This window comes from Frankiales bacterium, assembly GCA_016125335.1.
Lineage (GTDB): Bacteria > Actinomycetota > Actinomycetes > S36-B12 > CAIYMF01 > Longivirga.
Map to the genome: position 1 here is coordinate 168,443 of WGLY01000006.1, position 22,416 is coordinate 190,858.

Annotated in this window: 27 protein-coding genes; 15 read left to right on the forward strand and 12 right to left on the reverse strand. The window is 75.8% G+C overall.

What is annotated here, in order from left to right:
* Window positions 1-136: 136 nt before the first annotated feature.
* Entirely contained in the window at window positions 137-1,144 is a 1,008-nt protein-coding gene (locus GC157_04355) for a hypothetical protein (GenBank protein MBI1376701.1), read from the reverse strand.
* Between GC157_04355 and folP the strand changes: the two genes are divergently transcribed.
* From folP to GC157_04375, 4 genes are all read left to right on the forward strand, one after another.
* Window positions 1,114-2,130 carry a dihydropteroate synthase gene (gene folP / locus GC157_04360; protein MBI1376702.1) on the forward strand — a complete coding sequence of 339 codons (1,017 nt, stop codon included), beginning with the start codon at window positions 1,114-1,116 and terminating at the stop codon, window positions 2,128-2,130. The genes GC157_04355 and folP overlap by 31 nt on opposite strands.
* 171 nt (window positions 2,131-2,301) lie before the next feature.
* On the forward strand, window positions 2,302-3,000 hold the full coding sequence (locus GC157_04365) for a hypothetical protein (GenBank protein ID MBI1376703.1): 699 nt from the start codon (window positions 2,302-2,304) through the stop codon (window positions 2,998-3,000).
* Between the two features lies 1 nt (window position 3,001).
* Complete coding sequence (locus GC157_04370) at window positions 3,002-3,202, forward strand: hypothetical protein (GenBank protein ID MBI1376704.1); 201 nt, start codon at window positions 3,002-3,004, stop codon at window positions 3,200-3,202.
* Window positions 3,203-3,221: 19 nt separating this feature from the next.
* Entirely contained in the window at window positions 3,222-3,695 is a 474-nt protein-coding gene (locus GC157_04375) for an isoprenylcysteine carboxylmethyltransferase family protein (protein MBI1376705.1), read from the forward strand.
* 13 nt (window positions 3,696-3,708) lie between these two features.
* On the opposite strand, the gene GC157_04380 is transcribed toward GC157_04375, so the two are convergent.
* Both GC157_04380 and GC157_04385 read right to left on the reverse strand, forming a co-directional pair.
* On the reverse strand, window positions 3,709-4,314 hold the full coding sequence (locus GC157_04380) for a TIGR00730 family Rossman fold protein (GenBank protein MBI1376706.1): 606 nt from the start codon (window positions 4,312-4,314) through the stop codon (window positions 3,709-3,711).
* On the reverse strand, window positions 4,315-5,268 hold the full coding sequence (locus GC157_04385) for a TIGR00730 family Rossman fold protein (GenBank protein MBI1376707.1): 954 nt from the start codon (window positions 5,266-5,268) through the stop codon (window positions 4,315-4,317). It lies immediately after the preceding gene.
* A 63-nt stretch (window positions 5,269-5,331) separates the two neighbouring features.
* On the opposite strand from GC157_04385, the gene wrbA reads away from it, so the two are divergent.
* From wrbA to GC157_04400, 3 genes are all read left to right on the forward strand, one after another.
* Window positions 5,332-5,949, forward strand: a complete 618-nt coding sequence (wrbA, locus tag GC157_04390) for an NAD(P)H:quinone oxidoreductase (protein ID MBI1376708.1) — start codon at window positions 5,332-5,334, stop codon at window positions 5,947-5,949.
* A gap of 134 nt (window positions 5,950-6,083) precedes the next feature.
* Window positions 6,084-7,037, forward strand: a complete 954-nt coding sequence (locus tag GC157_04395; GenBank protein MBI1376709.1) for a phosphotransferase — start codon at window positions 6,084-6,086, stop codon at window positions 7,035-7,037.
* A 68-nt stretch (window positions 7,038-7,105) separates the two neighbouring features.
* Entirely contained in the window at window positions 7,106-8,023 is a 918-nt protein-coding gene (locus GC157_04400) for an alpha/beta hydrolase (protein ID MBI1376710.1), read from the forward strand.
* A 15-nt stretch (window positions 8,024-8,038) separates the two neighbouring features.
* Here GC157_04400 and GC157_04405 read toward each other — a convergent pair whose 3' ends face one another.
* Together GC157_04405 and GC157_04410 are read right to left on the reverse strand one after the other, a co-directional pair.
* A complete protein-coding gene (locus tag GC157_04405) occupies window positions 8,039-8,308 on the reverse strand; it encodes a hypothetical protein (protein MBI1376711.1) in 270 nt (89 codons plus the stop codon).
* Entirely contained in the window at window positions 8,293-9,492 is a 1,200-nt protein-coding gene (locus GC157_04410; GenBank protein MBI1376712.1) for a succinyl-diaminopimelate desuccinylase, read from the reverse strand. The genes GC157_04405 and GC157_04410 overlap by 16 nt, the downstream gene beginning before the upstream one ends.
* On the opposite strand from GC157_04410, the gene dapD reads away from it, so the two are divergent.
* The 5 genes from dapD (at window position 9,491) to GC157_04435 (ending at window position 12,108) form a co-directional block, all read left to right on the forward strand.
* Window positions 9,491-10,420 carry a 2,3,4,5-tetrahydropyridine-2,6-dicarboxylate N-succinyltransferase gene (gene dapD / locus GC157_04415; protein MBI1376713.1) on the forward strand — a complete coding sequence of 310 codons (930 nt, stop codon included), beginning with the start codon at window positions 9,491-9,493 and terminating at the stop codon, window positions 10,418-10,420. The two genes, GC157_04410 and dapD, sit on opposite strands and share 2 nt — an antisense overlap.
* Before the next feature lie 103 nt (window positions 10,421-10,523).
* On the forward strand, window positions 10,524-10,739 hold the full coding sequence (locus GC157_04420) for a DUF2087 domain-containing protein (protein ID MBI1376714.1): 216 nt from the start codon (window positions 10,524-10,526) through the stop codon (window positions 10,737-10,739).
* A 39-nt stretch (window positions 10,740-10,778) separates the two neighbouring features.
* Window positions 10,779-11,201 (forward strand): helix-turn-helix domain-containing protein, encoded by a 423-nt coding sequence (locus GC157_04425; GenBank protein MBI1376715.1) that lies wholly within the window; start codon window positions 10,779-10,781, stop codon window positions 11,199-11,201.
* A 9-nt stretch (window positions 11,202-11,210) separates the two neighbouring features.
* Window positions 11,211-11,642, forward strand: coding sequence for a VOC family protein (locus GC157_04430; protein ID MBI1376716.1), 432 nt, complete (start codon window positions 11,211-11,213; stop codon window positions 11,640-11,642).
* A gap of 1 nt (window position 11,643) precedes the next feature.
* Complete coding sequence (locus tag GC157_04435; protein MBI1376717.1) at window positions 11,644-12,108, forward strand: DUF1905 domain-containing protein; 465 nt, start codon at window positions 11,644-11,646, stop codon at window positions 12,106-12,108.
* A gap of 21 nt (window positions 12,109-12,129) precedes the next feature.
* On the opposite strand, the gene GC157_04440 is transcribed toward GC157_04435, so the two are convergent.
* The 3 genes from GC157_04440 to GC157_04450 all read right to left on the reverse strand — a co-directional run bounded on the left by GC157_04440 (window position 12,130) and on the right by GC157_04450 (window position 15,176).
* Window positions 12,130-13,413, reverse strand: coding sequence for a citrate synthase (locus tag GC157_04440; GenBank protein MBI1376718.1), 1,284 nt, complete (start codon window positions 13,411-13,413; stop codon window positions 12,130-12,132).
* 220 nt (window positions 13,414-13,633) lie between these two features.
* On the reverse strand, window positions 13,634-14,734 hold the full coding sequence (locus GC157_04445) for a succinyldiaminopimelate transaminase (protein MBI1376719.1): 1,101 nt from the start codon (window positions 14,732-14,734) through the stop codon (window positions 13,634-13,636).
* A gap of 112 nt (window positions 14,735-14,846) precedes the next feature.
* Entirely contained in the window at window positions 14,847-15,176 is a 330-nt protein-coding gene (locus GC157_04450) for a ferredoxin (protein ID MBI1376720.1), read from the reverse strand.
* A gap of 250 nt (window positions 15,177-15,426) precedes the next feature.
* Between GC157_04450 and GC157_04455 the strand changes: the two genes are divergently transcribed.
* The 3 genes from GC157_04455 (at window position 15,427) to GC157_04465 (ending at window position 17,395) form a co-directional block, all read left to right on the forward strand.
* Entirely contained in the window at window positions 15,427-15,645 is a 219-nt protein-coding gene (locus GC157_04455; protein ID MBI1376721.1) for a hypothetical protein, read from the forward strand.
* A gap of 28 nt (window positions 15,646-15,673) precedes the next feature.
* Window positions 15,674-16,519: a hypothetical protein gene (locus GC157_04460; protein MBI1376722.1), complete on the forward strand. Its 846-nt coding sequence runs from the start codon at window positions 15,674-15,676 to the stop codon at window positions 16,517-16,519.
* A gap of 78 nt (window positions 16,520-16,597) precedes the next feature.
* On the forward strand, window positions 16,598-17,395 hold the full coding sequence (locus GC157_04465; GenBank protein MBI1376723.1) for a methyltransferase domain-containing protein: 798 nt from the start codon (window positions 16,598-16,600) through the stop codon (window positions 17,393-17,395).
* Window positions 17,396-17,405: 10 nt separating this feature from the next.
* Here the strand turns inward: GC157_04465 and GC157_04470 are convergent, their stop codons facing one another.
* The 4 genes from GC157_04470 to GC157_04485 all read right to left on the reverse strand — a co-directional run bounded on the left by GC157_04470 (window position 17,406) and on the right by GC157_04485 (window position 22,413).
* Window positions 17,406-18,992 carry a HAMP domain-containing protein gene (locus GC157_04470; GenBank protein ID MBI1376724.1) on the reverse strand — a complete coding sequence of 529 codons (1,587 nt, stop codon included), beginning with the start codon at window positions 18,990-18,992 and terminating at the stop codon, window positions 17,406-17,408.
* Entirely contained in the window at window positions 18,992-19,750 is a 759-nt protein-coding gene (locus GC157_04475; GenBank protein ID MBI1376725.1) for a response regulator, read from the reverse strand. The genes GC157_04470 and GC157_04475 overlap by 1 nt, the downstream gene beginning before the upstream one ends.
* A 96-nt stretch (window positions 19,751-19,846) precedes the next feature.
* Complete coding sequence (locus GC157_04480; GenBank protein ID MBI1376726.1) at window positions 19,847-22,189, reverse strand: hypothetical protein; 2,343 nt, start codon at window positions 22,187-22,189, stop codon at window positions 19,847-19,849.
* On the reverse strand, window positions 21,892-22,413 hold the full coding sequence (locus GC157_04485) for a flavin reductase (protein ID MBI1376727.1): 522 nt from the start codon (window positions 22,411-22,413) through the stop codon (window positions 21,892-21,894). Before GC157_04485 ends, GC157_04480 begins: the two co-directional genes overlap by 298 nt.
* Between the last annotated feature and the right edge of the window lie 3 nt (window positions 22,414-22,416).

The following is a 22,416-nucleotide window of genomic DNA, read 5'->3' on the forward strand; positions in this document are numbered from 1 at the left end:
CAGCGCGATGTCGTGCCGCCATTATCCCTGATCGTCCGGACCCCGTGCACAGCCCCGCGCGGGCGGCCGGCGTCTCGCCTGCGTCCCGACCTGGTCACGGGCCGGTCGCGAGGGCGGCCCGGCGGCCCCGCCGGGGTCAGCCGACGACGACCTCGCACGCGGCCAGGTGGTCGTCGAGGAGGCCCATGGCCTGCATCGCCGCGTGCATCGTCGTGGGCCCGACGAAGACGAACCCGCGGCGCTTGAGCTCGCGCGAGAGGGCGGTGGACTCGGGGGTGGTGGCCACGACGTCGGCCCCGCGGCGGGGGCGCGGGCGCCCGGGCGGCGGGGCGAACGACCAGACCAGCCGGTCCAGCGCGCCCTCCCCCTCGGCCTCGAGCAGATCGGCGGCGGCCCGGGCGTTGCGGATCGTGGCGTCGACCTTGGCCCGGTTGCGCACGATGCCGGCGTCGGCGAGCAGCCGCTCGCGCTCGGCCTCGCCGTAGGCGGCCACCACAGGGATCCGGAAGCGGTCGAAGGCGGCACGGAAGGCCTCGCGCTTGCGCAGGATGGTGATCCAGGCCAGCCCGGACTGGAACGCCTCGAGGGTGATCCGCTCGAACACGGCCTCGTCGCCGTGGACCGGGCGGCCCCACTCGGTGTCGTGGTAGGCGCGGTACTCCGCGGTGCTCGCGCCCCAGGCGCACCGGCGCACGCCGTCCTCGCCGAGCACGGTCCCGTCAGAGGGGTCCGCCACGGGTGCCTCAGCCGGCCGGGGCGGCCGGCGGTTCCCCCGGCGGCGGCGCGGCGGGGTCGGCCGGCGGGGTCGTGCCCAGCGGACGCGGCACGCCCTGGCCGCGCAGGCGGCCCTCGAGCTCGGCGATGCGCGCGTCGCGCTCGGAGACCTCGACGGCGAGCCGGTCGAGGACGTCGTCCACCTCGTCCATGCGGTAGCCGCGCAGGCCCACGGCGAAGCGCACGGCGTCGACGTCGGAGCGCTCGAGCATCCGGTCGTCCGGCAGGGCCAGCGGGGGGCGGTCCGGCTCGACGTCGGGCAGCTCGCCGAGGCGGCCGACGGCGAGCAGCGCGACGACGGCGATGAGGACGATGCCGGCGACCACGTACACGAACGCCATGGCCGTGCTCCTCCTCGTGGTGCGCCCATGGGGGCTGCCGGTGCGCGCCGGACGGCGTCCGGGGCGGCCCGCGGGGCGGGCCGGGGTCGAGCATGCCACGCTGTCGGGGCGTCGGGGCGCCGGCCCCGCCGGGACGGGACGGGAGGACGGCGTGCCCCTGCGCCTGGGTCGCCACGTGGTCGACGACGACGAGACCGTGGTGATGGCGATCGTCAACCGCACCCCGGACTCGTTCTACGACAAGGGCGCCACCTACGCCGAGGGCGCGGCGCTGGAGGCCGTGGCCCGTGCCGTGGAGGAGGGCGCCGGCATCGTCGACGTCGGCGGGGTCAAGGCCGGCCCGGGGGCGGAGGTCGACGCCGCCGAGGAGATCCGGCGCACGGCGTCGTTCGTCGCCGCGGTCCGCGCGCGCCACGACGTGGTGGTGAGCGTCGACACCTGGCGCGCCGAGGTGGGGCGGGCCGCGTGCCTCGAGGGGGCGGAGCTGCTCAACGACGCCTGGGGCGGGCACGACCCGCGGCTCGCGGAGGTGGCCGCGGAGTTCGGCGTCGGCCTGGTGTGCACCCACACCGGCGGGGCGGCGCCGCGCACCCGCCCGCACCGCGTGGCCTACGACGACGTCATGGCCGACGTCGTCGCCCGCACCACCGCGGAGGCGGAGCGGGCCGTGGCGCTCGGCGTACCGCGGGAGTCGGTGCTGGTCGACCCGGGGCACGACTTCGGCAAGTCGACGCGGCACTCGCTGGAGGCCACCCGCCGGCTGCCGGAGCTGGTCGCCACCGGCTGGCCCGTGCTGGTGTCGTTGAGCCGCAAGGACTTCGTGGGCGAGGCCCTCGACATCGCCGCCCCCGCGGACCGTCTGGTGGGCACGCTGGCCGCGACGTCGGTGTCGGCCTGGCTCGGTGCGCGCGTGTTCCGCGCGCACGACGTCGCCGCCACCCGGCAGACGCTCGACATGGTGGCCTCGATCGCCGGCACGCGACCGCCCGCCGTCGCCCGCCGCGGCCTCGCCTGACCACGACGTCACTGGTGAGACGGTCGCTTCCGGGGCCGGGAGACGACCGTTTCACCAGTGACATCGGTCCTTACGTGACCCGAACGTCGGGGAGACGCCGGCCGCACCCGCGGGGCGCACGGTCGTCGTGAGCGAGGGAGAGCGTCCCTCACCGCACGGCAGGAGCACCCGATGAGCACGCCCTTCCCCGGTCCGTCCGAGCCCGCGCCGTCCCCCTCCAGCCCCTCCCGCGGGGAGCCCGGGCACCTCGGGAGCCCCGGGGCGCACGACGCCCCGCGCGCCGGGCGAGCCCGGCGCGTCGCCGGGGCGGCCGCGTGGGTCGTCACCGGCGCCGTGGCCGCCTCCGCGCTCACCGGCGTGGCGGTCGCGGGCACGAGGACGCCGGCCGCCTCCTCCACCGGCGGCGCCGCCACGACGGTGTCGGACCTCGTCCCGGCGGCCGACGCGTCGGCCGCGGGGGCGGCGCGTCGCGGGCCGCGCGCGCGGCTGATCCGCTCGCTGCTGCACGGCGAGGTCACCGTCGCGCGGCCCTCCGGCCCGGTGGACATCGCGCTCCAGCGCGGCACCGTGACGGCGGCGTCCGCGTCGTCGGTCACGCTGCGCAGCTCGGACGGGTTCACCGCGACGTACACGATCGGCCCGGACACCGTCGTGCGCCGCGACCGGGCCACGGTCGACGGTGCGGCCCTCCAGCCCGGCGACGTCGCCTTCGTGCGCGCCACGGGCACGACGGCCGACGCCGTGCGCGCGCTGTCGCCCGACGCCGCGTCGCGGCTGCGCGACCGGCGCGCCGCCGGCGGCGGGGCCGGCGCAGCGGGCGGCGGCACGGGACCGGCCACGGGCGCTGCGCCGACCTCGCCGGCGGCCTGACATGGCGCTGCGGGCGCCCGCGACGGCCGGCGGGGCCGCGCCGCCCGCGGGCGGCCGGGCCGGGCGGCTGCGCCGGGCGCTGGGTCGCGAGACGCGGATCGGCGCCTACGCCTACCCCCTGCGGGCGATGGCGCTCGCCGGGGGGCTCGGCGTCGTGGCCGCCCTGGGCCTGACCGCGCTGCTGCTGCGCGCGCTGGGGTGAGGACGGCAGACTCGGCCGCGTGATCCCCTCACTCGGGAGCAAGGGCCAGGGCTGGGTGGCGCTGCAGGGCGTCCTGCTCGTGGCGATCCTCGTGGTCGGCCTGCTCGACCGCGGCGGCTGGCCGGACGCCGTGCGCACCGCGCTGCTGGTGGTCGGCATCGCCCTGAAGGCCGCCGGGGTCGCGGTGTTCACCGCGGCGATCGTGGGCCTCGGCTCCGCGCTGACCGCCAACCCGGCGCCGCTGCGGGACGCGAGCCTGCGCAGCGGGGGCGTCTACGGGGTCGTGCGGCACCCCATCTACAGCGGGCTGATCCTGGCCTCCACCGGGTTCGCCCTCGCGACCGGGCCGTGGGCGCTGGTGCCCGTCGCGCTGCTCGCCGTCGAGCTCGACCTCAAGCGGCGGGTGGAGGAGCGGTGGCTGCTCGAGGCGTACCCGGAGTACGCCGACTACCGGCGCCGGGTCGGCGCCGCGCTGGTGCCCGGGATCTGGTGACCCGCGGGCCCGGTCACGGCTCGGCCTCGAGCCACTCCGCCGCGGTCGGCTCGGTCGGGACGACCTGACCCATCTCCGCCCAGCCGCGCTCGATGGCGGCGACGGCGTCCTCCACGGTGGAGGTCCACACGGGGAGCGCGGCCGCCGTGTCGCGCACGAAGCCGGCCTCGACCAGCCCGCTCACGAGCAGGGCCAGCGGCTGGAGGTCGCCCCACGGGTCGAGGACCACGATCGGCTTGTCGTGCATGCGCAGCGAGCGCGCGACCCAGATCTCGAGCAGCTCCTCGAGCGTGCCGATGCCGCCGGGCAGGGTGAGGAAGGCGTCGCTGCGGCGGTCCATCTCCCCCTTGCGCTCGCGCATGTCGTCGGTGACCACCAGCTCGTCGGCGCCGTGGTCGGCCACCTCGAGCTCGACCAGCGCCCGCGGGATGACGCCGACGGTCCGCGAGCCGCCGGCCCGCGCCGCACGGGCGAGGGCGCCCATCGAGCTGACCGACCCGCCGCCGCTCACGAGGGTCCAGCCACGACGGGCGATGGCGAAGCCCACCTCGCCCGCGAGCACGGAGTACCGCTCGTCGATGCTCTCGCTGGACGCGCAGAACACGGTGACCGTGGGCACTCAGACCTCCACCGGGGGGTACCAGCCGGCGGGGGCCCCGCCGCCGTTGTGGCCGCGGATGCCGGCGTCCACGATGGCCACCGCCTCCTCGAGGTCGTCGACGACGTGGAGCAGCTCGAGGTCCCGCGGGGAGATCTTGCCCTCGGCCAGGACGTGGTCGCGCAGCCAGTCGACGAGCCCGCCCCAGTAGTCCGAGCCGAACAGCACGACGGGGAACGAGGTGACCTTGCCGGTCTGCACCAGGGTGAGCGCCTCGAACAGCTCGTCGAAGGTGCCGAAACCGCCGGGGAAGACGACGAACGCCTGGGCGTACTTCACGAACATCGTCTTGCGCGCGAAGAAGTAGCGGAAGTGGATGCCGATGTCGACCCACTGGTTCATGCCCTGCTCGAAGGGGAGCTCGATGCCGAGGCCCACCGAGGTGCCGCCCGCCTCGCAGGCCCCCTTGTTCGCGGCCTCCATGATCCCGGGGCCGCCGCCGGTGATGACGGCGTACCCGCGGCCGGCGAGCAGGGACGCGAGTCGCTCCGCGTTCTCGTAGTCCGGCGTCCCGGGGCTCGTGCGCGCGGAGCCGAAGATGCTCACGGCGTGGCCGAGGCCGGCGAGGGCGCCGAACCCCTCGACGAACTCCGCCTGGATGCGCAGCACCCGCCACGGGTCCGTGTGCACCCAGTCGCTGGGCCCGCGGGTGTCGAGCAGTCGCTGGTCGGTGGTGCTGGCCGTGACCTGCGAGCGGCGCAGCGTGACCGGGCCCTTGGTGCGCTCGGCGGGGGCCGTCCGGGCGGGCTGCTCGGGCTGGCCGGCTGCGGCGGGGGCGTCGTCGTCCGGGGTCACGGGCACGACGCTAACGCGCCCCGCGGCGGCGCGGGCGACCTCGCCACGCGCTGCGGGGATCTCCCCGGGATCTGCCAGCGGAGGGCCCGGGGCCTCCGCTTGCGGACTCGGTAGTTCCATGTTCAACTACTCTTAGATCGTTGAACGATCAACCACAGTCCTCGCCGTACCGAAGGAGTCCCCGTGACCGACGCCGTCAAGGTCGCCGTCATCTACTACAGCGCCACCGGGTCCGTGCACACCATGGCCGCCCGCGCCGCCCAGGCCGCCGAGAAGGCCGGCGCCGAGGTGCGCCTCGTGCGCGTCGCCGAGCTCGCCCCCGCCGAGGCGATCGCCTCCAACGAGGCCTGGGCCGCCCACTCCGCCGCCACCGCCGACGTCCCGGTGGCCACCCCGGCCGACATCGAGTGGGCCGACGTCGTGCTGTTCGGCACCCCCACGCGCTACGGCAACGTGGCCGCGCAGCTCAAGCAGTACCTCGACACCCTCGGGCCCCTGTGGGCGCAGGGCAAGCTCGCCGACAAGGTCTACGCCGCCTTCACCTCGACCGGGACCAAGCGCGGCGGCCAGGAGACCACGCTGCTGGCGCTCTACAACTCCGTCTACCACTTCGGCGGCATCATCGTGCCGCCGGGCTACACCGACCCGGCCGTGAAGTTCAACGACGGCAACCCCTACGGCGTCTCGCACGTGTCGTTCAACGGCGCCAACCCGCCCGCCGACGAGGAGTTCGCCGCGCTCGACCACCTCGCCCAGCGCGCCGTCGGCGTCGCCGCCCGCCTGCGCCGCGGCGCGGCCTGATCCCTGCGGCGCCCCCCGGACCTGGTCCGGTCGGGCCCGCCGCCGCCCGTCCGTCGGGGCGTCCCGGTCCTCCGGGGCGCCCCGACGTCGTCGAGGGGCTGCGCGGCCGCGCCGCGCGGGCCTAGCGTCGGCACGTGCAGGAGCCGCCGGCGGACCTCGACCTCGTCCTCCTGCACGACGTCCTGCACGAGCGCTGGCGGTTCTCGCTGCGCACGTTGGAGCACCGGCCGGTGGGGTTCGGGAGCCACCACTGGCTCGCCGTGGAGCACTCGGGGCGCGCACTGTTCCTCACCGTCGACGACCTCGACGCCAAGCCGATGCTCGGCCGCGGGCGGGACGAGGCCTTCGCCGGGCTGCGCCGGGCCCTGCGGGTGGCCGTGGACCTGCGCCACGGGGGCCTGCGCGCCGTGGTGGCCCCGGTGCCGACCGGCGACGGCGAGCCCCTGGCCCGGCTCGAGGACCGCTTCGCGCTCACCGTGCACGACGTCGTCGAGGGCAGGCCCGGGCGGTGGGGCGACGAGCGCACGCCCGTCGAGCGCCAGGCGCTCGTCGACGTGCTCGCCGACCTGCACCGCGCCCGCCCGGCGACGCTGCCGACCACCGCGGCGCCGGTGCCCGGGGGCGACGCGCTCGACCTCGCGCTCGCCGACCTCGACCGGCCCTGGACCGGCGGCCCGTGGAGCGAGCCCGCGCGCGAGTGGGCGCGCGCGCACGAGCACGCGCTCCGCGCGACGCTCGACCGGGTGCGGGAGGCGGCGGCCGGCGACGCGGGCCGGCTCGTGGTGACGCACGGCGAGCCCCACCCCGGCAACGTGATCACCACCGACGCAGGGCCCGTCCTGGTCGACTGGGACACCGTCGCGCTGGCCGCACCCGAGCGCGACCTCTGGTGGTTCGCCGACGACGACATCGCGCACTACGAGCGGCGCTCGGGCGTCGCCGTGGACCGTGCCGCCCTCGCCCGGTTCGCCAGCGTGTGGGACCTCGCCGACGTCGCCTCCTTCGTCGACGGGTTCCGCCACCCCCACCACGACACGGCCGACACCCGGCAGGCGTGGCGCGGCCTGGAGGCGACGCCGCTGGGGTGACGGCGTCGTCGTCCTCGGGCGGGCACCTGCCCGCCGCCCTACAGTGGACCGACCGGCGAGGGGGAGCTATGACGTGGGTGGTGCGGGCCGTGGCGGCCGCCGCGGTGCTGGTGGTCGCGTGGGTGTGCCTGACCGCCTGGCCGGCCGTGGTGCACGGGCACCCGGCGTACGCCGTGCTGCTCGTGCTGACGGTGCTCGTCGCGGTCCTGGTGGCCGCGCTGTCCGGACGCCGCCGTGAGCCGTCCGTGTGGCGCACCGTCGGGCGCGGGCTGCTGGTGCTGCTGTCGGTCGCGTGGATCGCGGGGATCGCGTGGCTGCGCCCGTACGTCGCGCAGGAGCCGGCGCTCGCCGCCCTGCAGTCCGACGCCGCCGTCACGGTCGACGAGTACCCGACCCAGATCGTGCTGACGCCGACCGCCGGCGCCGGAACCACCGGGCTGGTGTTCGAGCCGGGCGCGCTGGTCGACCCGCGTGCCTACGCCGCCGTGCTGCGGCCGGTGGCCGCGGCCGGGCACCTCGTCGTCATCGTCAAGCAGCCGCTGGGCATCGCGTTCCTCTCGCTCGGCACGTTCGCCCGCATCCGCGACGCCTACCCCGCCGTCACCAGCTGGGTCGTCGGCGGCCACTCGCTCGGCGGCACGGTTGCGGCCATGGAGGCCGATGCGCACGACAGCGACACCATCGCGCCGGTGCGCGGCCTGCTGTTCTACGCCTCGTACCCGGCCGGCGACATCAGCGGCACGCTCACGGCGACGGTGCTGTCGATCTCGGCCAGCCTCGACGGGCTCGCGACGCCGGACAAGGTGGCCGCCTCCCGGGCCGACCTGCCGCCCTCGGCGCACTTCGTCGTCGTCGACGGAGCGGTGCACTCCAGCTTCGGCGACTACGGCGAGCAGAAGGGCGACGGCACGCCGACCATCCCGCACGACGAGGCGCGCACCCAGATCAGCGCGGCCACCGTGTCGTTCGTCAACCGCGTGGGCTGACCCGCTCGCGGCCGCTCACGGCCCGGGCCGCGTGCGCTGCCGCGCCGCGACGTACACGAGGATGATGCACACCGTGCTCGACACGATGAACGCCACGAGCAACGTGAGCACGAGCGCGGAGACGGTGCCGGCCTCGAGCTGGTAGGCCTGCTGCGACAGCATCACCGACGTCACCACCGCCACCAGGCCGGCCACGATCGCGCCCGCCACCAGCCCCCGGTTCCACGGCCGGCGCGGCGGCTCGTCGTCGACGCCGGGCCCCTGCGGGGTCACGACGTCAGCCACGTGCGCAGCCCGGCCTCGACCGCGTGCAGGTCGCGCACCGGCACGAACTCGTCGCGCGAGTGCGCGAGCGAGGGGTTGCCCGGCCCGTAGTTGACGGCGGGGACGCCCAGGCCGCTGAACCTCGCGACGTCGGTCCACCCGAACTTCGGCGAGGGCACGGCGCCGACCGCAGCGACGAACGCGGCGGCGGCGGGCTGCTCGAGCCCCGGCAGGGCGCCGTCGACGGCGTCGACGACCTCGACGTCGAAGCCGTGGAACACCTCCCGCAGGTGCGCCTCCCCCTCCGCGGAGGACCGCGACGGGGCGAAGCGGTAGTTGACCGCCACGACGCACTCGTCCGGGATGACGTTGCCCGCGACGCCGCCGCGGATGCCCACGGCGTTGAGCCCCTCGCGGTAGGCCAGGCCGTCGATGAGCACCTCGCGCGGCTGGTACTCCTGGAGCCGACGCAGCACCTCGCCGGCGTCGTGGATCGCGTTGCGCCCCATCCACGAGCGGGCGGAGTGCGCGCGCACCCCGGTGGTGCGCACCTCGACGCGCATGGTGCCCTGGCAGCCCGCCTCCACCCCGGCGTTGGAGGGCTCCATGAGCACCGCGAAGTCCGAGGCGATCAGCTCGGGCCGCTCCTGCGCGAGCCGGCGCAGGCCGTTGAACTGGGAGTCGATCTCCTCGGCCTCGTACCAGATCCACGTGACGTCGCGGGTCGGCTCGGTCAGCTCGGCGGCCAGGCGCAGGGCGACCGCGACCCCGCCCTTCATGTCGCAGGCGCCGAGGCCGTACACGCGCTCCTCGCCGTCCTCGGTGATGACCGACGACGGCAGGTTCCGGTTCTCCGGCACGGTGTCGAGGTGCCCGCCGATCGCCACCCGCTCGGCGCGGCCGAGGTGGGTCCGTGCGACCACGGTGTGCCCGTCGCGCACGACCTCGAGGTGCGGCAGGGCGGACACGGCGCGCTCCACGGCGTCGGCGAGCACCTGCTCGTGGCGCGACTCGCTCGGGACGTCGATGAGCGCCCGGAGGAGGGGGACGACGTCGCTGCCCAGGTCGAGCTCCACGCTGCCGGTCACGGCGCCGAGCCTAGCCCGTCGCCGCGTGCCGGCCGGCCGAGGTCCGGCCCGCGCATCCGCGCCCGCGACGGTCGCGACGGACGGGGCCGGGGCCCGGGCTCGGTAGGTTGGGGACATGACGCTGCTGTCCTCGCCCGCTGCCGCCATGGGCCTCGCGACGTACGCCGACGACGTGCTGCTCGACGTCTGGTACCCCGAGCCGGCGCTGGCCGAGGAGCCCGTCGACGTCGAGGGCCTGTCAGCGGGCACCCACACCGACGACGTGCGCGGCACCCGCACGGTGGTGGTGTCCACCTCCATCGAGGACCTGTCCGCTGCCCCTGTCGACACCGCGGACGTCTGGCTGCGCCTGCACCTGCTCTCGCACCGGCTGGTGGCCCCGCGCACGGTCTCGCTGGACGGCGTGTTCGGGCTGCTGCAGAACGTCGCGTGGACCACGCTCGGGCCGGTCCCGGTCGACCGCCTCACCGAGGTGCAGGTGCGCCTGCGCCGCACCGGCGCGCACCTCACGGTGCTCGGCGTGGACAAGTTCCCGCGCATGGTCGACTACGTCGTGCCTCCCGGCGTGCGCATCGCCGACGCCGACCGCGTGCGGCTCGGCGCGCACCTCGCCCCGGGCACGACGGTGATGCACGAGGGCTTCGTGAACTTCAACTCCGGCACGCTGGGCGCGTCGATGGTCGAGGGCCGGATCTCCGCGGGGGTCGTGGTCGGCGACGGCTCCGACGTCGGCGGCGGCGCCTCGATCATGGGGACGCTGTCCGGCGGCGGCACGGAGGTCGTCAGCATCGGCCGCCGCTGCCTCATCGGCGCCAACGCGGGCGTGGGGATCTCGCTCGGCGACGACTGCGTCGTGGAGGCCGGCTGCTACATCACGGCCGGGTCGAAGATCACCCTGCCCGACGGCGAGGTGGCCAAGGGCCGCGACCTGTCCGGCATCGACGGCATGCAGTTCTGGCGCAACTCGGTCTCCGGGTCGCTCGAGGCGCGCCCGCGCAGCGGCAGCTGGGGCGGCCTCAACGCCGCGCTGCACGCGCACGCGTGACGTCGTGGCGGACCCCGCGGACCTCCCCGTGACGGGTGCCGTCGACGCCGCGGAGCGGGCCAAGGTCCTGCGCACGTTCGTGCGCGACGGGCGCATCGTGTCGATGCCGGCCCGGTGGTCGCGCAAGCTGGTGCTGCTCGACGTCGTCGCGCAGTCGTTCGAGCCCGGCCGCGCCTACGCCGAGACCGAGGTCGACACGGTGCTGCGCACCTGGTACGAGCACGACTGGGTGTCCCTGCGGCGCTACCTCGTCGACGGCGGCTTCCTCGACCGGAGCGACGGCTTCTACTGGCGCATCGGCGGCACCTTCGAGATCTGAGCGGCCCGCGCGCCGGCCGGGTCCGTCTAGCATCGGCGCGTGGGTCAGGACCGCGAGCAGCGCAACCGGCGCCTGCTGCGCGCCCGCGACGCGATCGACCGCCGCTACGCCGAGCCCCTCGACGTCCCCGCCCTCGCCGGCATCGCCTGCCTGTCGGAGGCCGCCTTCATCCGGGCGTTCCGCGACACCTTCGGCGAGACGCCGCACCGCTACCTCCAGCGGCGCCGGATCGAGCGCGCGATGTCGCTGCTGCGCACCACCGAGCTCGACGTCGTGGACGTGTGCACCGCGGTGGGCCTGAGCAGCCTCGCGACCTTCACGCGCACCTTCCGGGAGGTCGTGGGGCAGACCCCGGCGGCGTTCCGGGCCGGGGCGCCGCGCGAGCGCGTGCCGGTGTGCTTCGAGAAGGCCTGGGCCCGGCCGAGCAGTTTCGGACAACCGCGCGACGAGCCGGCCGCCTAGCCTCGCCCCATGCTCACCACCACGCGACTGTCGTCCCTTTTCGTCCTCGACCAGCAGCAGGCGCTGGACTTCTACGTCGGGCTGCTCGGCCTCGAGGTCCGCGCCGACGTCGACCTCGGGTTCATGCGCTGGCTCACCGTCGGCGCGCCCGGCGACGCCGGCCGCGAGATCCTCCTCGAGGTGCCCGGTCCGCCGTCGATGGACCCGGCCACCGCCGAGCAGGTCCGCGACCTGCTCACCAAGGGCGCCGCGGGCGGCTGGGTCGCGTTCACCACCGCGGACCCGCACGCCGTCCACGCGCGCCTCGCGGCCGCCGGCGCCGACTTCACCGACGACCTCGAGGACCGCGGCTACGGCGTCGACTTCGGCGTCCGCGACCCGTTCGGCAACCGGCTGCGCATCGGGTCGATGCGCGACTCCGCCCCCGACTGGAAGGGCTGACATGACCGACCCCGCGCTGCGCCTGCGGACCACGCTGCACCCGCGCGGGCCGGCCGCGGCCATCGTGCTCACCGACGAGCAGGTGGCGCAGGTGGGCGGAGGCGCCAAGGCGTTCCCCGTCCGGGTCACCGTGGCCGGCCACAGCTTCGAGGGCCGCGTCGCGCGCATGGGCGGCGAGAACCTCGTGGGCCTCAACGCCGCGGTCCGCAAGGCCGCCGGGGTGTCGCCGGGCGACGAGGTGGACGTCGTCATCGTCGCCGACGCCGCGCCGCGCACCGTGGAGATCCCGCCGGCGCTTCAGGCCGCCCTGGACTCGGACGCCGCGGCGCGCGCGGCCTTCGACGGCCTGGCCTACTCCCACCGCAAGGAGTTCGCCCGGTGGGTCGCGGAGGCCAAGCGCGACGAGACGCGCGACCGGCGGGTCGCGGAGACGCTGACGATGCTGGCCGAGGGCCGCGCGCGCTGACCTCGCGCGCGGCCCGCCGGGTCAGCGCTGGTCGACGGGGACGTAGGCCCGCTCGGTCGGCCCGACGTAGACCTGCCGCGGGCGGCCGATCTTGGTCTCCGGGTCGGCGATCATCTCGCGCCACTGCCCGATCCACCCGGGCAGCCGGCCGAGGGCGAACATGACCGTGAACATCCGCGTGGGGAAGCCCATCGCCTTGTAGATGAGCCCTGTGTAGAAGTCGACGTTCGGGTAGAGCTTGCGCGAGATGAAGAAGTCGTCGTTGAGCGCGACCTCCTCGAGGCGCAGCGCGATGTCGAGCAGCGGGTCGGTGACGCCGAGCGCCTCGAACACCTCGTAGGCCGTGCGCTTCACGATCGCGGCGCGCGGGTCGTAGTTCTTGTACACGCGGTGGCCGAAGCCCATGAGCTTCACGCCGTCCTCGCGGTTCTTCACCTGGCGGATGAACGTGTTCACGCCGCCACCGCTGCGGTGGATCTTCTCGAGCATCTCGAGCACCGCCTGGTTGGCCCCGCCGTGCAGCGGGCCGAACAGCGCGTTGATCCCCGCCGAGACCGAGGCGAAGAGGTTGGCGTGCGAGCTCCCGACCAGCCGCACCGTGGACGTGGAGCAGTTCTGCTCGTGGTCGGCGTGCAGGATCAGCAGGAGGTCCAGCGCGCGCGCGAGGACGGGATCCACCTCGTAGTCCTCGGCCGGGACGCCGAACGTCATGCGCAGGAAGTTGTCGTTGAGGCTCAGCGAGTTGTCCGGGTAGAGGAACGGCTGGCCCACGGACTTCTTGAACGCGTACGCCGCGATCGTGGGCACCTTCGCCAGCAGCCGCACGGTCGAGAGGTCGACCTGGTCGGCGTCGAAGGGGTCGAGGGAGTCCTGGTAGAAGGTCGACAGCGCCGAGACCGCGCTGGAGAGCACGGGCATCGGGTGCGCGTCGCGCGGGAAGCCGTCGAAGAACCGCTTGAGGTCCTCGTGCAGCATCGTGTGGCGCTTGATCCGGGACTCGAACTCGGCGAGCTGCACCGCCGTGGGGAGCGAGCCGTAGATGAGCAGGTACGACGTCTCGAGGAACGACGACTGCTCGGCCAGCTGCTCGATCGGGTACCCGCGGTAGCGCAGGATCCCGGCGTCGCCGTCGATGAACGTGATCGCCGAGGTGCACGCCGCGGTGTTGGTGAACCCGGAGTCGAGGGTGACGGCGTCGGTGGTCTTGAGCAGCGAGGAGATGTCGATGCCGTCGTTGCCGTCGGTGGCGGCGACCCGGGTGAGCGGGAGCTCGCCGCCGGGGTAGGTGAGGGTCACGTCGGACACGTCGGCCTCCTGCGTTTCGCGTCGGACCCCCGTGGTTCTTCACGGAAGGCTCCGATGTGGGAACGGTACCCAGCACCCCTCCTCCTGTCCCGGGGAGGGCGGGGAGGTGACCTCAGCCACACGCGCGTGCACGAGACACGTCTCGGAACGGTCCGCGTCCGGTCTCAGACAGGCCCTCGGATCACCCGGACGGCACAGCGGGCCCGGGACCCGCGAAAGGTCAGGCGGCCCGCGCGAGCCGGCGCACGGCGGCGGCCACGCGCTCGTCGGTGGCGGTGAGGGCCACGCGCACGTGCCGTGCCCCCGCGGCGCCGTAGAAGTCGCCGGGCGCCACGAGGATCCCGAGCTCGGCGAACCAGGCGACGGTGTCCCAGCAGTCCTGGCCGCGCGACGCCCACAGGTAGAGCCCGGCCTCGGAGTGCTCGATCGACAGGCCCGCGTCGAGCAGTGCCGAGAGCAGGTGGTCGCGGCGGCGTCCGTAGCGGTGCCGCTGCTCGGCGACGTGCAGGTCGTCGGCGAGCGCGGCCGCGGCGGCCGCCTGCACGGGGCCGGGCACCATGAGCCCGAGGTGCTTGCGCGCCTCGAGCAGCGGGCCGACGAGCGCCGGGTCGCCGAGCACGAGGCCGGCCCGGTAGCCGGCGAGGTTGGACCGCTTGGACAGCGAGTGCACGGCGAGCAGCCCGTCGTGCGAACCGCCGCAGACGCGCTCGTCGAGCACCGACACCGGCGCGGCCTCCCACGCCAGCTCCAGGTAGCACTCGTCGCTCACCACCACCGCGCCGCGCTCGCGCGCCCAGGCCACCACCTTCGCGAGGTGCTCGACCGGCAGCACGCGGCCGGTGGGGTTGCCCGGGGAGTTGACCCACACCAGCGCCACCGGCGCCGGGCCCAGCGCGGCGGTGGAGTCCGACACGACCACCTGGCAGCCCGCGGCACGCGCGCCCACGTCGTAGGTGGGGTAGGCGAGCTCGGGCACCACCACGGTGTCCTGCGGCCCGAGGCCGAGCAGCGTCGGCAGCAGGGCGACGAGCTCCTTCGACCCGATCGTGGGCAGCACGGCCTCGGGCGCGAGGTCGACGTGCAGGGTGCGCGAGGCCCAGGCGCGGGCCGAGTCGAGCAGCGCCGGCGTCCCCGCGGTGGGCGGGTAGCCCGGGCTGTCCGCGGCGTCGGCCAGCGCCTGCCGGACGCTCGCCGGGACCGGGTCGACCGGCGTGCCGACGGAGAGGTCGACGATGCCGTCGGGGTGCTGCGCGGCGAGGTCGCGGTAGGGCCGCAGCCGGTCCCACGGGAACTCGGGCAGCCGCTCGGCGAGTCGGGTCATGCGCGCCTCCCGGTGCTGCTCGCGGCGTCGCGGGCGGGGCTGGCGCCGTCATGGCCGACGCGCCGCCACCTCGAGGGCGGCGGCGCGTCGACGGAGTGCATGGACGTCGGGGTCAGTGCCCCTCGTGCTCCTGCGGCTCGAGGCCGGCCACGATCGCCGCGTCCTTGGCGATGAGGCCGTGCTTGGCGGCGCCGCCCGGCGAGCCGAGGTCGTCGAAGAACTCCGCGTTGGCCGCGGTGTAGTCCTTCCACTGGGCCGGGACGTCGTCCTCGTAGAAGATCGCCTCGACCGGGCAGACGGGCTCGCACGCCCCGCAGTCGACGCACTCGTCGGGGTGGATGTAGAGCATCCGCTCGCCCTCGTAGATGCAGTCGACGGGGCACTCCTCGACGCACGCCTTGTCCTTGAGGTCGACGCAGGGCTGCGCGATGACGTAGGTCACGGACGGATCCTCCCGGTCCACGAGCTGGTGTCGGGGCCGCCGTCGCGGCCCGTGGGTGGTGCGGTGCGCCGGGCCCGGTGCGTGGCCGGGGCCCGTCGGCGTGACCGTAGCGTGGCACGGTCCCGCCTAGTATCGCGACCACGCCGAGCCGCACGAGCGAGGGGGTCCTGTGTCGTCCCGCGAGCCGGTACGCCCGCCCGGCGAGCCGTCGCCCGGCGCGTCCGCCGCGGGGCGCCCGGCCGCGCGGCTCGTGGTGCGGGTGACCCCCGCCGACGTCGGCGGGCGGGTCTCACTGCGCTACCGCCACGACCCGGTCACGCTCACCGACGTCGTGGGCCGCCTGCTCTCGTGGGAGGCAGGCGTCCTGCGCGTGGAGGGCCGCGACGGGCGGGTGCAGGAGGTCGCCGAGGCCGACCTGGTCGCCGGACGCCGGGTGCCGGACGCGCCGGCGACACGCCGGGGCCGGTGACTCGCGGCGTGCCGCCCGGTGGCGCAGGATCGGCAGCGTGAGTGCTGCCTCGCGCGAGCGCTTCGCGGAGGTCGTCCGGGCCGGGGGCGCGGCCGGCGACCCGGCCGACGTGCGCCTCGACCGCGCCCTGCTCCTGGTCTCCGCCGAGGCGCTGCCCGCCGCCGAGACCACCGGCGAGGCCCTCGACGCGCTGGAGCGGCGCGGCCTGGAGACCCTCGACCGGCTCGCCGAGTCGGTGCCGGCCGAGGGCCGCGACGACGTCCGGCTGCGCAGCGCGCTGGGCGCGTTCTCCGGCGGCTCGGCGGACTACACGCTGCTCGAGTCGAGCCTGCTCCCGGAGGTGCTGCGGCGCCGCCGCGGGCTGCCGATCCTGCTCTCGACCGTCTGGACCGAGGTGGCCCGCCGGGCCGGGGTGCCGGCCTACGGCGTCGGCCTGCCCGGCCACTTCGTGGTGGGCGTCGGCGACCCCGACGGGGTCCGCGTGCTGGTCGACCCGTGGCAGGGCGGCCGGCTGCTCCCCTACGACCGTGCCCGCGACATCGTGGCGGGCACCGGGCGCTCGCTGCGCCCCGAGCACCTGCGCCCCCACGACCCGATCGACACCGTCGACCGCGTGCTGGGCAACATCCGCGCCTGGGCCTCGACCCCCGAGCGCGCCCGGCACCGGGTGTGGGCGGCCGAGCTCGGGCTGATGCTCCCCCGCCACGACCTCGGGCTGCGTCGCGAGTACGGCGAGGCCCTCATCGCGGTGGGTCGCTACGTCGAGGCGTCGGCGCTGCTCGAGGAGTACGCGGACCTCGTGGCCGGGCCGATGCCCCTCGAGGCCGAGCACGCGCGGCGCATCGCCCGGCAGGCGCGGTCCCGGCTCAACTGAGCCGCGATCCTCTCGCGCACTGTCTCATCATCCGGAACGATCTGTCCCACGCCTCGGACGCCGGGACATCATCGACGCATGAGCACACCCTCCCGGCCCTGGGACGCCACCGGCTACGACGCGTCGTTCGGCTTCGTCACGGCCTACGGCGCACCCCTGCTCGACCTGCTCGGCGCGGCGCCCGGGGAGCGCGTGCTCGACCTCGGCTGCGGCACCGGGCACCAGGCCGCGCAGCTCGCGGCCGCGGGGGTGCGGGTGCTCGGCGTCGACGGCGACGCCGCGATGCTCGACCGGGCCCGGCGCGAGCACCCCGGGGTGGCGTTCGCCCACGCGGACGCGCAGGACGAGGAGGCGCTGCGCGCGGCGGCCGGGCCCGTGCCCTACGACGCGGTGCTCTCCAACGCCGCGATGCACTGGATGCCCCGCCAGGACGCCGTGGTGGCGGGCGTGGCCGCCGTGCTGCGGCCGGGCGGGCGCCTCGTCGTCGAGATGGGCGGCGTGGGCAACGTGGCCCGGGTGACCCGCGCGATCCGCGCGGCCCGGGCCGACGTCGGCCTCGACCCCGACGTCGCCTCCCCCTGGACCTTCCCGACTCCGGGCGAGCAGGCGAGCCGGCTCGAGCGGCACGGATTCCTGGTGCGGATGGTGGCCCTCGTCGACCGCACCACGCCGCTGGCCGACGGGGTGGGCGCCGCGGGCTGGGCCGCGATGTTCGGGGCGGGCCTCGTCGACGACGTCCCCGCACCGGACCGGTCGGCGTTCGACTCCGCCGTCGACCGCCACGCCCGCTCCGAGGGCCTCGACGTGCGCCCCGACGGCGAGCCGGGCTGGTGGATCGACTACGTGCGCCTGCGCTTCCACGCGGTGCGCCGCTGACGCCGCGGCGTCAGACGCGCGGCGAGGAGGGTGCGACGCCGGAGCCCGCGGGCTGCCGCGCGCCGCCGGGCGCAGGCGGGACGGACGCCGCAGGCGGGGCGGGCGCCGGCTCGCCGGTGCCCGGGGTAGTCGTGACCGGCCCCGCGGGCGCCGGCACGGGCGCGGCCAGCGGGAGGGCGATCGTGATCGAGGTGCCCTGGCCCACGGTGGAGGCCAGGCTCAGCCGCCCTCCGTGGGCGTCGACGATCGCCTGCACGATCGAGAGCCCGAGGCCCGAGCCGGCGCCGTTGCGCCGGGTGCGCGAGGGGTCGCCGCGGTAGAAGCGCTCGGTGGCGCGGGCGAGGTCGTCGGGCGCCATGCCCGGTCCGGAGTCGGCGACCTCGACCACCACCTGGCCGTCGCCGGTGCGGACGTCGACGCGCACGGGCGTGCCGTCGGGCGTGTGCACCCGCGTGTTGGTGAGCAGGTTGTCGAGCACCTGGCGCAGCCGGGCGCCGTCGCCGGTCACCCACGCCGGCGACCCGGCGCGCACGGTCACCTCGCGGCCCGGCGCGGCCGCGCGCAGCGCCGCGGCCGCCGCCTCCACCACCTCGACGACGTCGACCGGCCGGCGTTCGAGCGGCCGCTGCTGGTCGAGCCGGGCGAGCAGGAGGAGGTCGTCGACCAGCACGCCCATGCGCACCGCCTCGGCCTCGATGCGGGCCACGGCCGCGGCGCGGTCGTCGTCGCCGGAGATTGCGCCGGTCCGCGAGAGCTCGGCGTAGCCGCGGATCGTGGTCAGCGGGGTGCGCAGCTCGTGGCTGGCGTCGGCGACGAAGCGCCGCAGCCGCGCCTCGCTGGCGCTGCGCTGGTCGAAGGCGGTCTCGATCTGGCTCAGCATCCCGTTGAGCGCGGTGGACAGCCGTCCGATCTCGGTGCCCTCGGGCATGTCCGGCACGCGCTGGGACAGGTCTCCGGCGGCGATCCGCTCGGCCGTGTCCTCGACGTCCTCCAGCGGCCGCAGCCCGATGCGGATCACGACGCCGACCAGCAGCCCGACGAGCCCGAGGGTGAGCAGGCCCACCGCCACGCCGGCCAGCGCGGCGCGCTGCACCGTCTCGTCGATCGTCTGCATCGGGGTGGCGACGACGACGCTGCCGATGCCGGAGGCCAGCGGCACGGCCACGACGCGGTAGTGGAAGCGCGGGTCGCCGATGCCGCCGACGTCGAACCCCTGGCCGTCGAGGGCGGCGACCTCGGTGGCCGTCATCGAGGGCAGGTCCGGCAGCGGCGAGCTCGACACCTGGCTGCCGGCCACCTGCGCCACGACGCGCCCGTCGGCCGACATGACCGCGACCACGTAGGGGCTCGGCAGCGCGCGGAACCGGCCGCCGGAGAAGCCCTGGCCCGGGCCCTGCCCGCCGGGCGGCTGCGGCTGGGGGAACGCGCCGTCGGCGAACCGGCTCGCGGTGGCCAGCGCGGCCCGGTCGGCCTCGGCCACGAGGTAGTTGCGCAGCAGCAGCGTGCCGGCAGTGGTGGCCAGTGCCAGGCCGAGGGCGGTCAGCAGCAGCACCCCGACCGCGAGGCGGGCGTGCAGCGAGCCGAGCCGGCGCAGCATCAGGACCCGCCGGCGCCCTGGGCGGCCGCGGCGTCCTGGCGCCCGGACTGCGGCTGGCGCAACGTGTAGCCCACGCCGCGGACGGTGCGGATCAGCGGCTCGTCGAACGGCGCGTCCACCTTGCGCCGCAGGTAGGAGATGTAGGACTCCACGACCGCGCCGTCTCCGCCGAAGTCGTAGTGCCACACGTGGTCGAGGATCTGCGACTTGGACACCACGCGCCCGGAGTTGAGCATGAGGTAGCGCATGAGCGAGAACTCGGTGGGCGTGAGCTCGATCGGCACCCCGGCCCGGCTGACCTCGTGGGCGTCCTCGTCGAGCACGATGTCGGCGTAGCGCAGCAGGCCGTCGTCGGCCTCCTGGGTCGCGTTGCGGCGCAGCAGGGCCCGCACCCGGGCCACGACCTCCTCGAGGCTGAACGGCTTGGTGACGTAGTCGTCGCCGCCGATCGTCAGCCCCGTCACCTTGTCCTCGACGGCGTCTCGGGCGGTGAGGAAGAGCACCGGAGTCATGCGGCCGTCGCCGCGCAGCCGGCGGGTGACCTCGAAGCCGTCGACGTCGGGCATCATCACGTCGAGCAGGATCAGGTCGGGACGCCACTCGCGCACCTGGGTCAGCGCCTCCTGGCCGCTGTTGGCCGTGCGCACGTCGAACCCCACGAACCGCAGGCCGGTCGCGAGCAGGTCGGCGATCGAGGTCTCGTCGTCGACGACGAGCACGCGCGCCTCGGCGGATCGGGGACGGGTCTCACCAGCCATGGGCACCAGGGAACCGGACGAACCTGTGAGCCGGCTGGGAGGTTGCTGACACCGCAGAGCGTGTCGCGTGAGCGGCGCGGCACGGGCGCCGGGCGCTCACGTCCGCGTGGCGCCCGACGCCGAGGGGCGCGGCGTGGCCGCCGCGGACGACGACGGGCCAGGCGAGCCCGACCCGGAGCCGCCGGCCGAGCCGGACCCCGACGGGGACGGCGAGGCCGTGGCCGTGGCCGTGGCCGGGTCCGGGCCGCACACGACCTCGGGGCTCGGGCGGTAGCGCGTGCTGATCCGCTCGCGGCGCACCTGCTCGCCGTCCTTGACGAACACCCGGAAGACGTCGATGGAGAAGCCGTCCTGGCCGCTCTGGGCGTGGCAGGTGGGACTGTCGTCGTAGACGGTCTTGTGCGCGACGACGGCGGTCCGCGGGCCGGACACCGCCTCGATCCGGTCGTAGACCTTCTGGCCCCACATCTGCACCGTGATCGACGTGCTGGTCATGATCGTCGTGATGTAGACGCCGTGCGGCGTGTCGTTGCGGAAGCTCATGTCGAACGCGCCCCACGCGACGGTCGCCTCGAGCCCCGCCCGGTAGCGCGAGATCCAGATCGAGTGCGCCTGGGTGTGCACCCGCTCGAGGCCGGCGTAGAACGCGGCGGTCCAGGTGGCGGTGGCGCTCGTCGACACACCGCCGCCGAGGTCCTCCTTGAACACCCCGCCCGGCCCGATGACGTACCCCACGGTGTAGCCGTGGGCGACGGTGCGCTCGCCGAGGGTCTTGTTGAGCGAGAACGTCTCCCCCGGGCGCAGCAGCGTGCCGTTGATGGACCGGGCGGCCTGGCCGATGTTCTGCACGCGGTAGGCGGCGTACGGGAAGTACTGGGTGAAGCTCGAGAGCTGCTCGGTGATCCCCAGCTCCCGGGCCTGCGCCGTGGTGAGCGACGGCTGGATCGTGCCGATGCGCGCCTCCACGCTGCGCTGCGCACCCCGCTCGCCGAGCACCGCGACCACCGAGTCCGCCAGCAGGCCCGCGTTGACGCCGCGGCCGGTGCGCGAGGGCACCAGCACCGGCCGGCCGCTCGACACGTCCCAGCGGGCGTCGCGCCCGGGCTTCTCGACCCCGGCCACGGCCGGGGCGATCGCGGCGCGCAGGACGGCGCCGTCGAGCCGCGGCACCAGCGCGCCGCCGCTCGGCACGAACGACAGCGCGCGGCGCAGGGTCGCGGCGGGGATGGTGGCGCTGACCCCGCCGACGCGGACGGTCACGGGCTCGGCCACCGCGGCCGCGGCGAGGGCGCGGGCCGCCGCGGCCGCCGTGTCGTCCACCGACGGGGCGGCCGGCACCTGCGGCAGCGCCACCGGGCCACGGGACACCAGGTAGGCGGCGGTGAGGGCGGACGCCGCGGCGTCGCGGTCCAGCACGGTGCCGCTGCGGCCCGGGGTGAGGCGGGGCCCGTCGTCCGCGACGACCAGCGTGGGCTCCACGGCGGGGGTGTCGGAGTCGGCGGCGATCGCGGTCAGGGTGGCGTGCAGGGCCTCCTGGTCGACCGCCACGGCCGGCGCGACCTCGGGCCCGCCCGTGAGCGCGGACAGCAGCGTGACCGGGTTCCAGGCCCGGCCGCCGAGGCCCGCGACGGTGGCCTCGGGGTCGAAGGCGAGGCCGGCGTCGGCCGGGACGACCGTGACGTGCTCGCCGCCGACCACGGCCTCGATCGGTGCGGCGGCCTGGGGGCCGAGCGCGGAGGCGAGCGTGGCGGCGGCCTGCTGCTCGCTCTGGCCGCCGACGTCGACCCCCAGCACGCGGGTGCCGCGCGGGAGCCCGTCGCCGGTCGAGAGCACGAGGGCGAGGTAGGCCACGAGGAGCACGGCGGCCGCGCCGCCCAAGGCGAGCCAGGTGCGGCGACGGGCGGGCGCGGTGCGGTCCTCGGCCGGCACGGCCGGGAGCGGGGTGGTCACGGGCGGGATCCTGAGCGTCCGGGGGCAAGGAGGACCCTCGCGGTCCCGGTGGTCGGGGCCGCGGTCGCCCGGCAGGGGCGAGGGGGTCCGGACCAGGGTAGGGCGCGCGGCGCCCTTCTCCGAAATGTCCGCTCCACAGGCGTGGCGGCTCGAGTGGACCGAGGACCACGGCGGCCGGCGACGCCGACGGGTCAGGACTCGGGCGCCAGGCCCCGGAACCGGCTGCCGAAGTACAGCAGCGGGTCGCCGCCGGCGGCCTGCGCGGCGAGGTCGAGCACCTCGCCGACGACGATGTCGTGGTCGCCGGCGGGGTGCACCGCCACGGTGCGGCAGTCCAGGCTCGCGATCGCGCCGTCGAGCACGAGGGCGCCGGTGAGCGCCGAGCGGGTGGTGGGCGTCGAGTCGAACTGCCCGACGAGGGGCCGGCCCCGGGTCGCGAACCAGCGGGCCCGGCCCGCGGAGCCGGCGTCCAGGACGCTGACCGACCACGCGCCGGCCGCGGTGATCGCCTCGTGGAAGCGCGAGTCGTTCTCCACGCAGACCAGCACCAGCGGCGGGTCGAGGGACACCGAGGTGAACGAGTTCGCGGTCATCGCGTGGTCGAACCGCTCCTGCACGCAGGTGACGACGGCGACTCCCGTGGCGAACCGGCTCATGACCGCCCGGAACCGGCCGGGCTCGACCGGCCGCGGCTGCGGGGCGGGCTCGGCCATGCC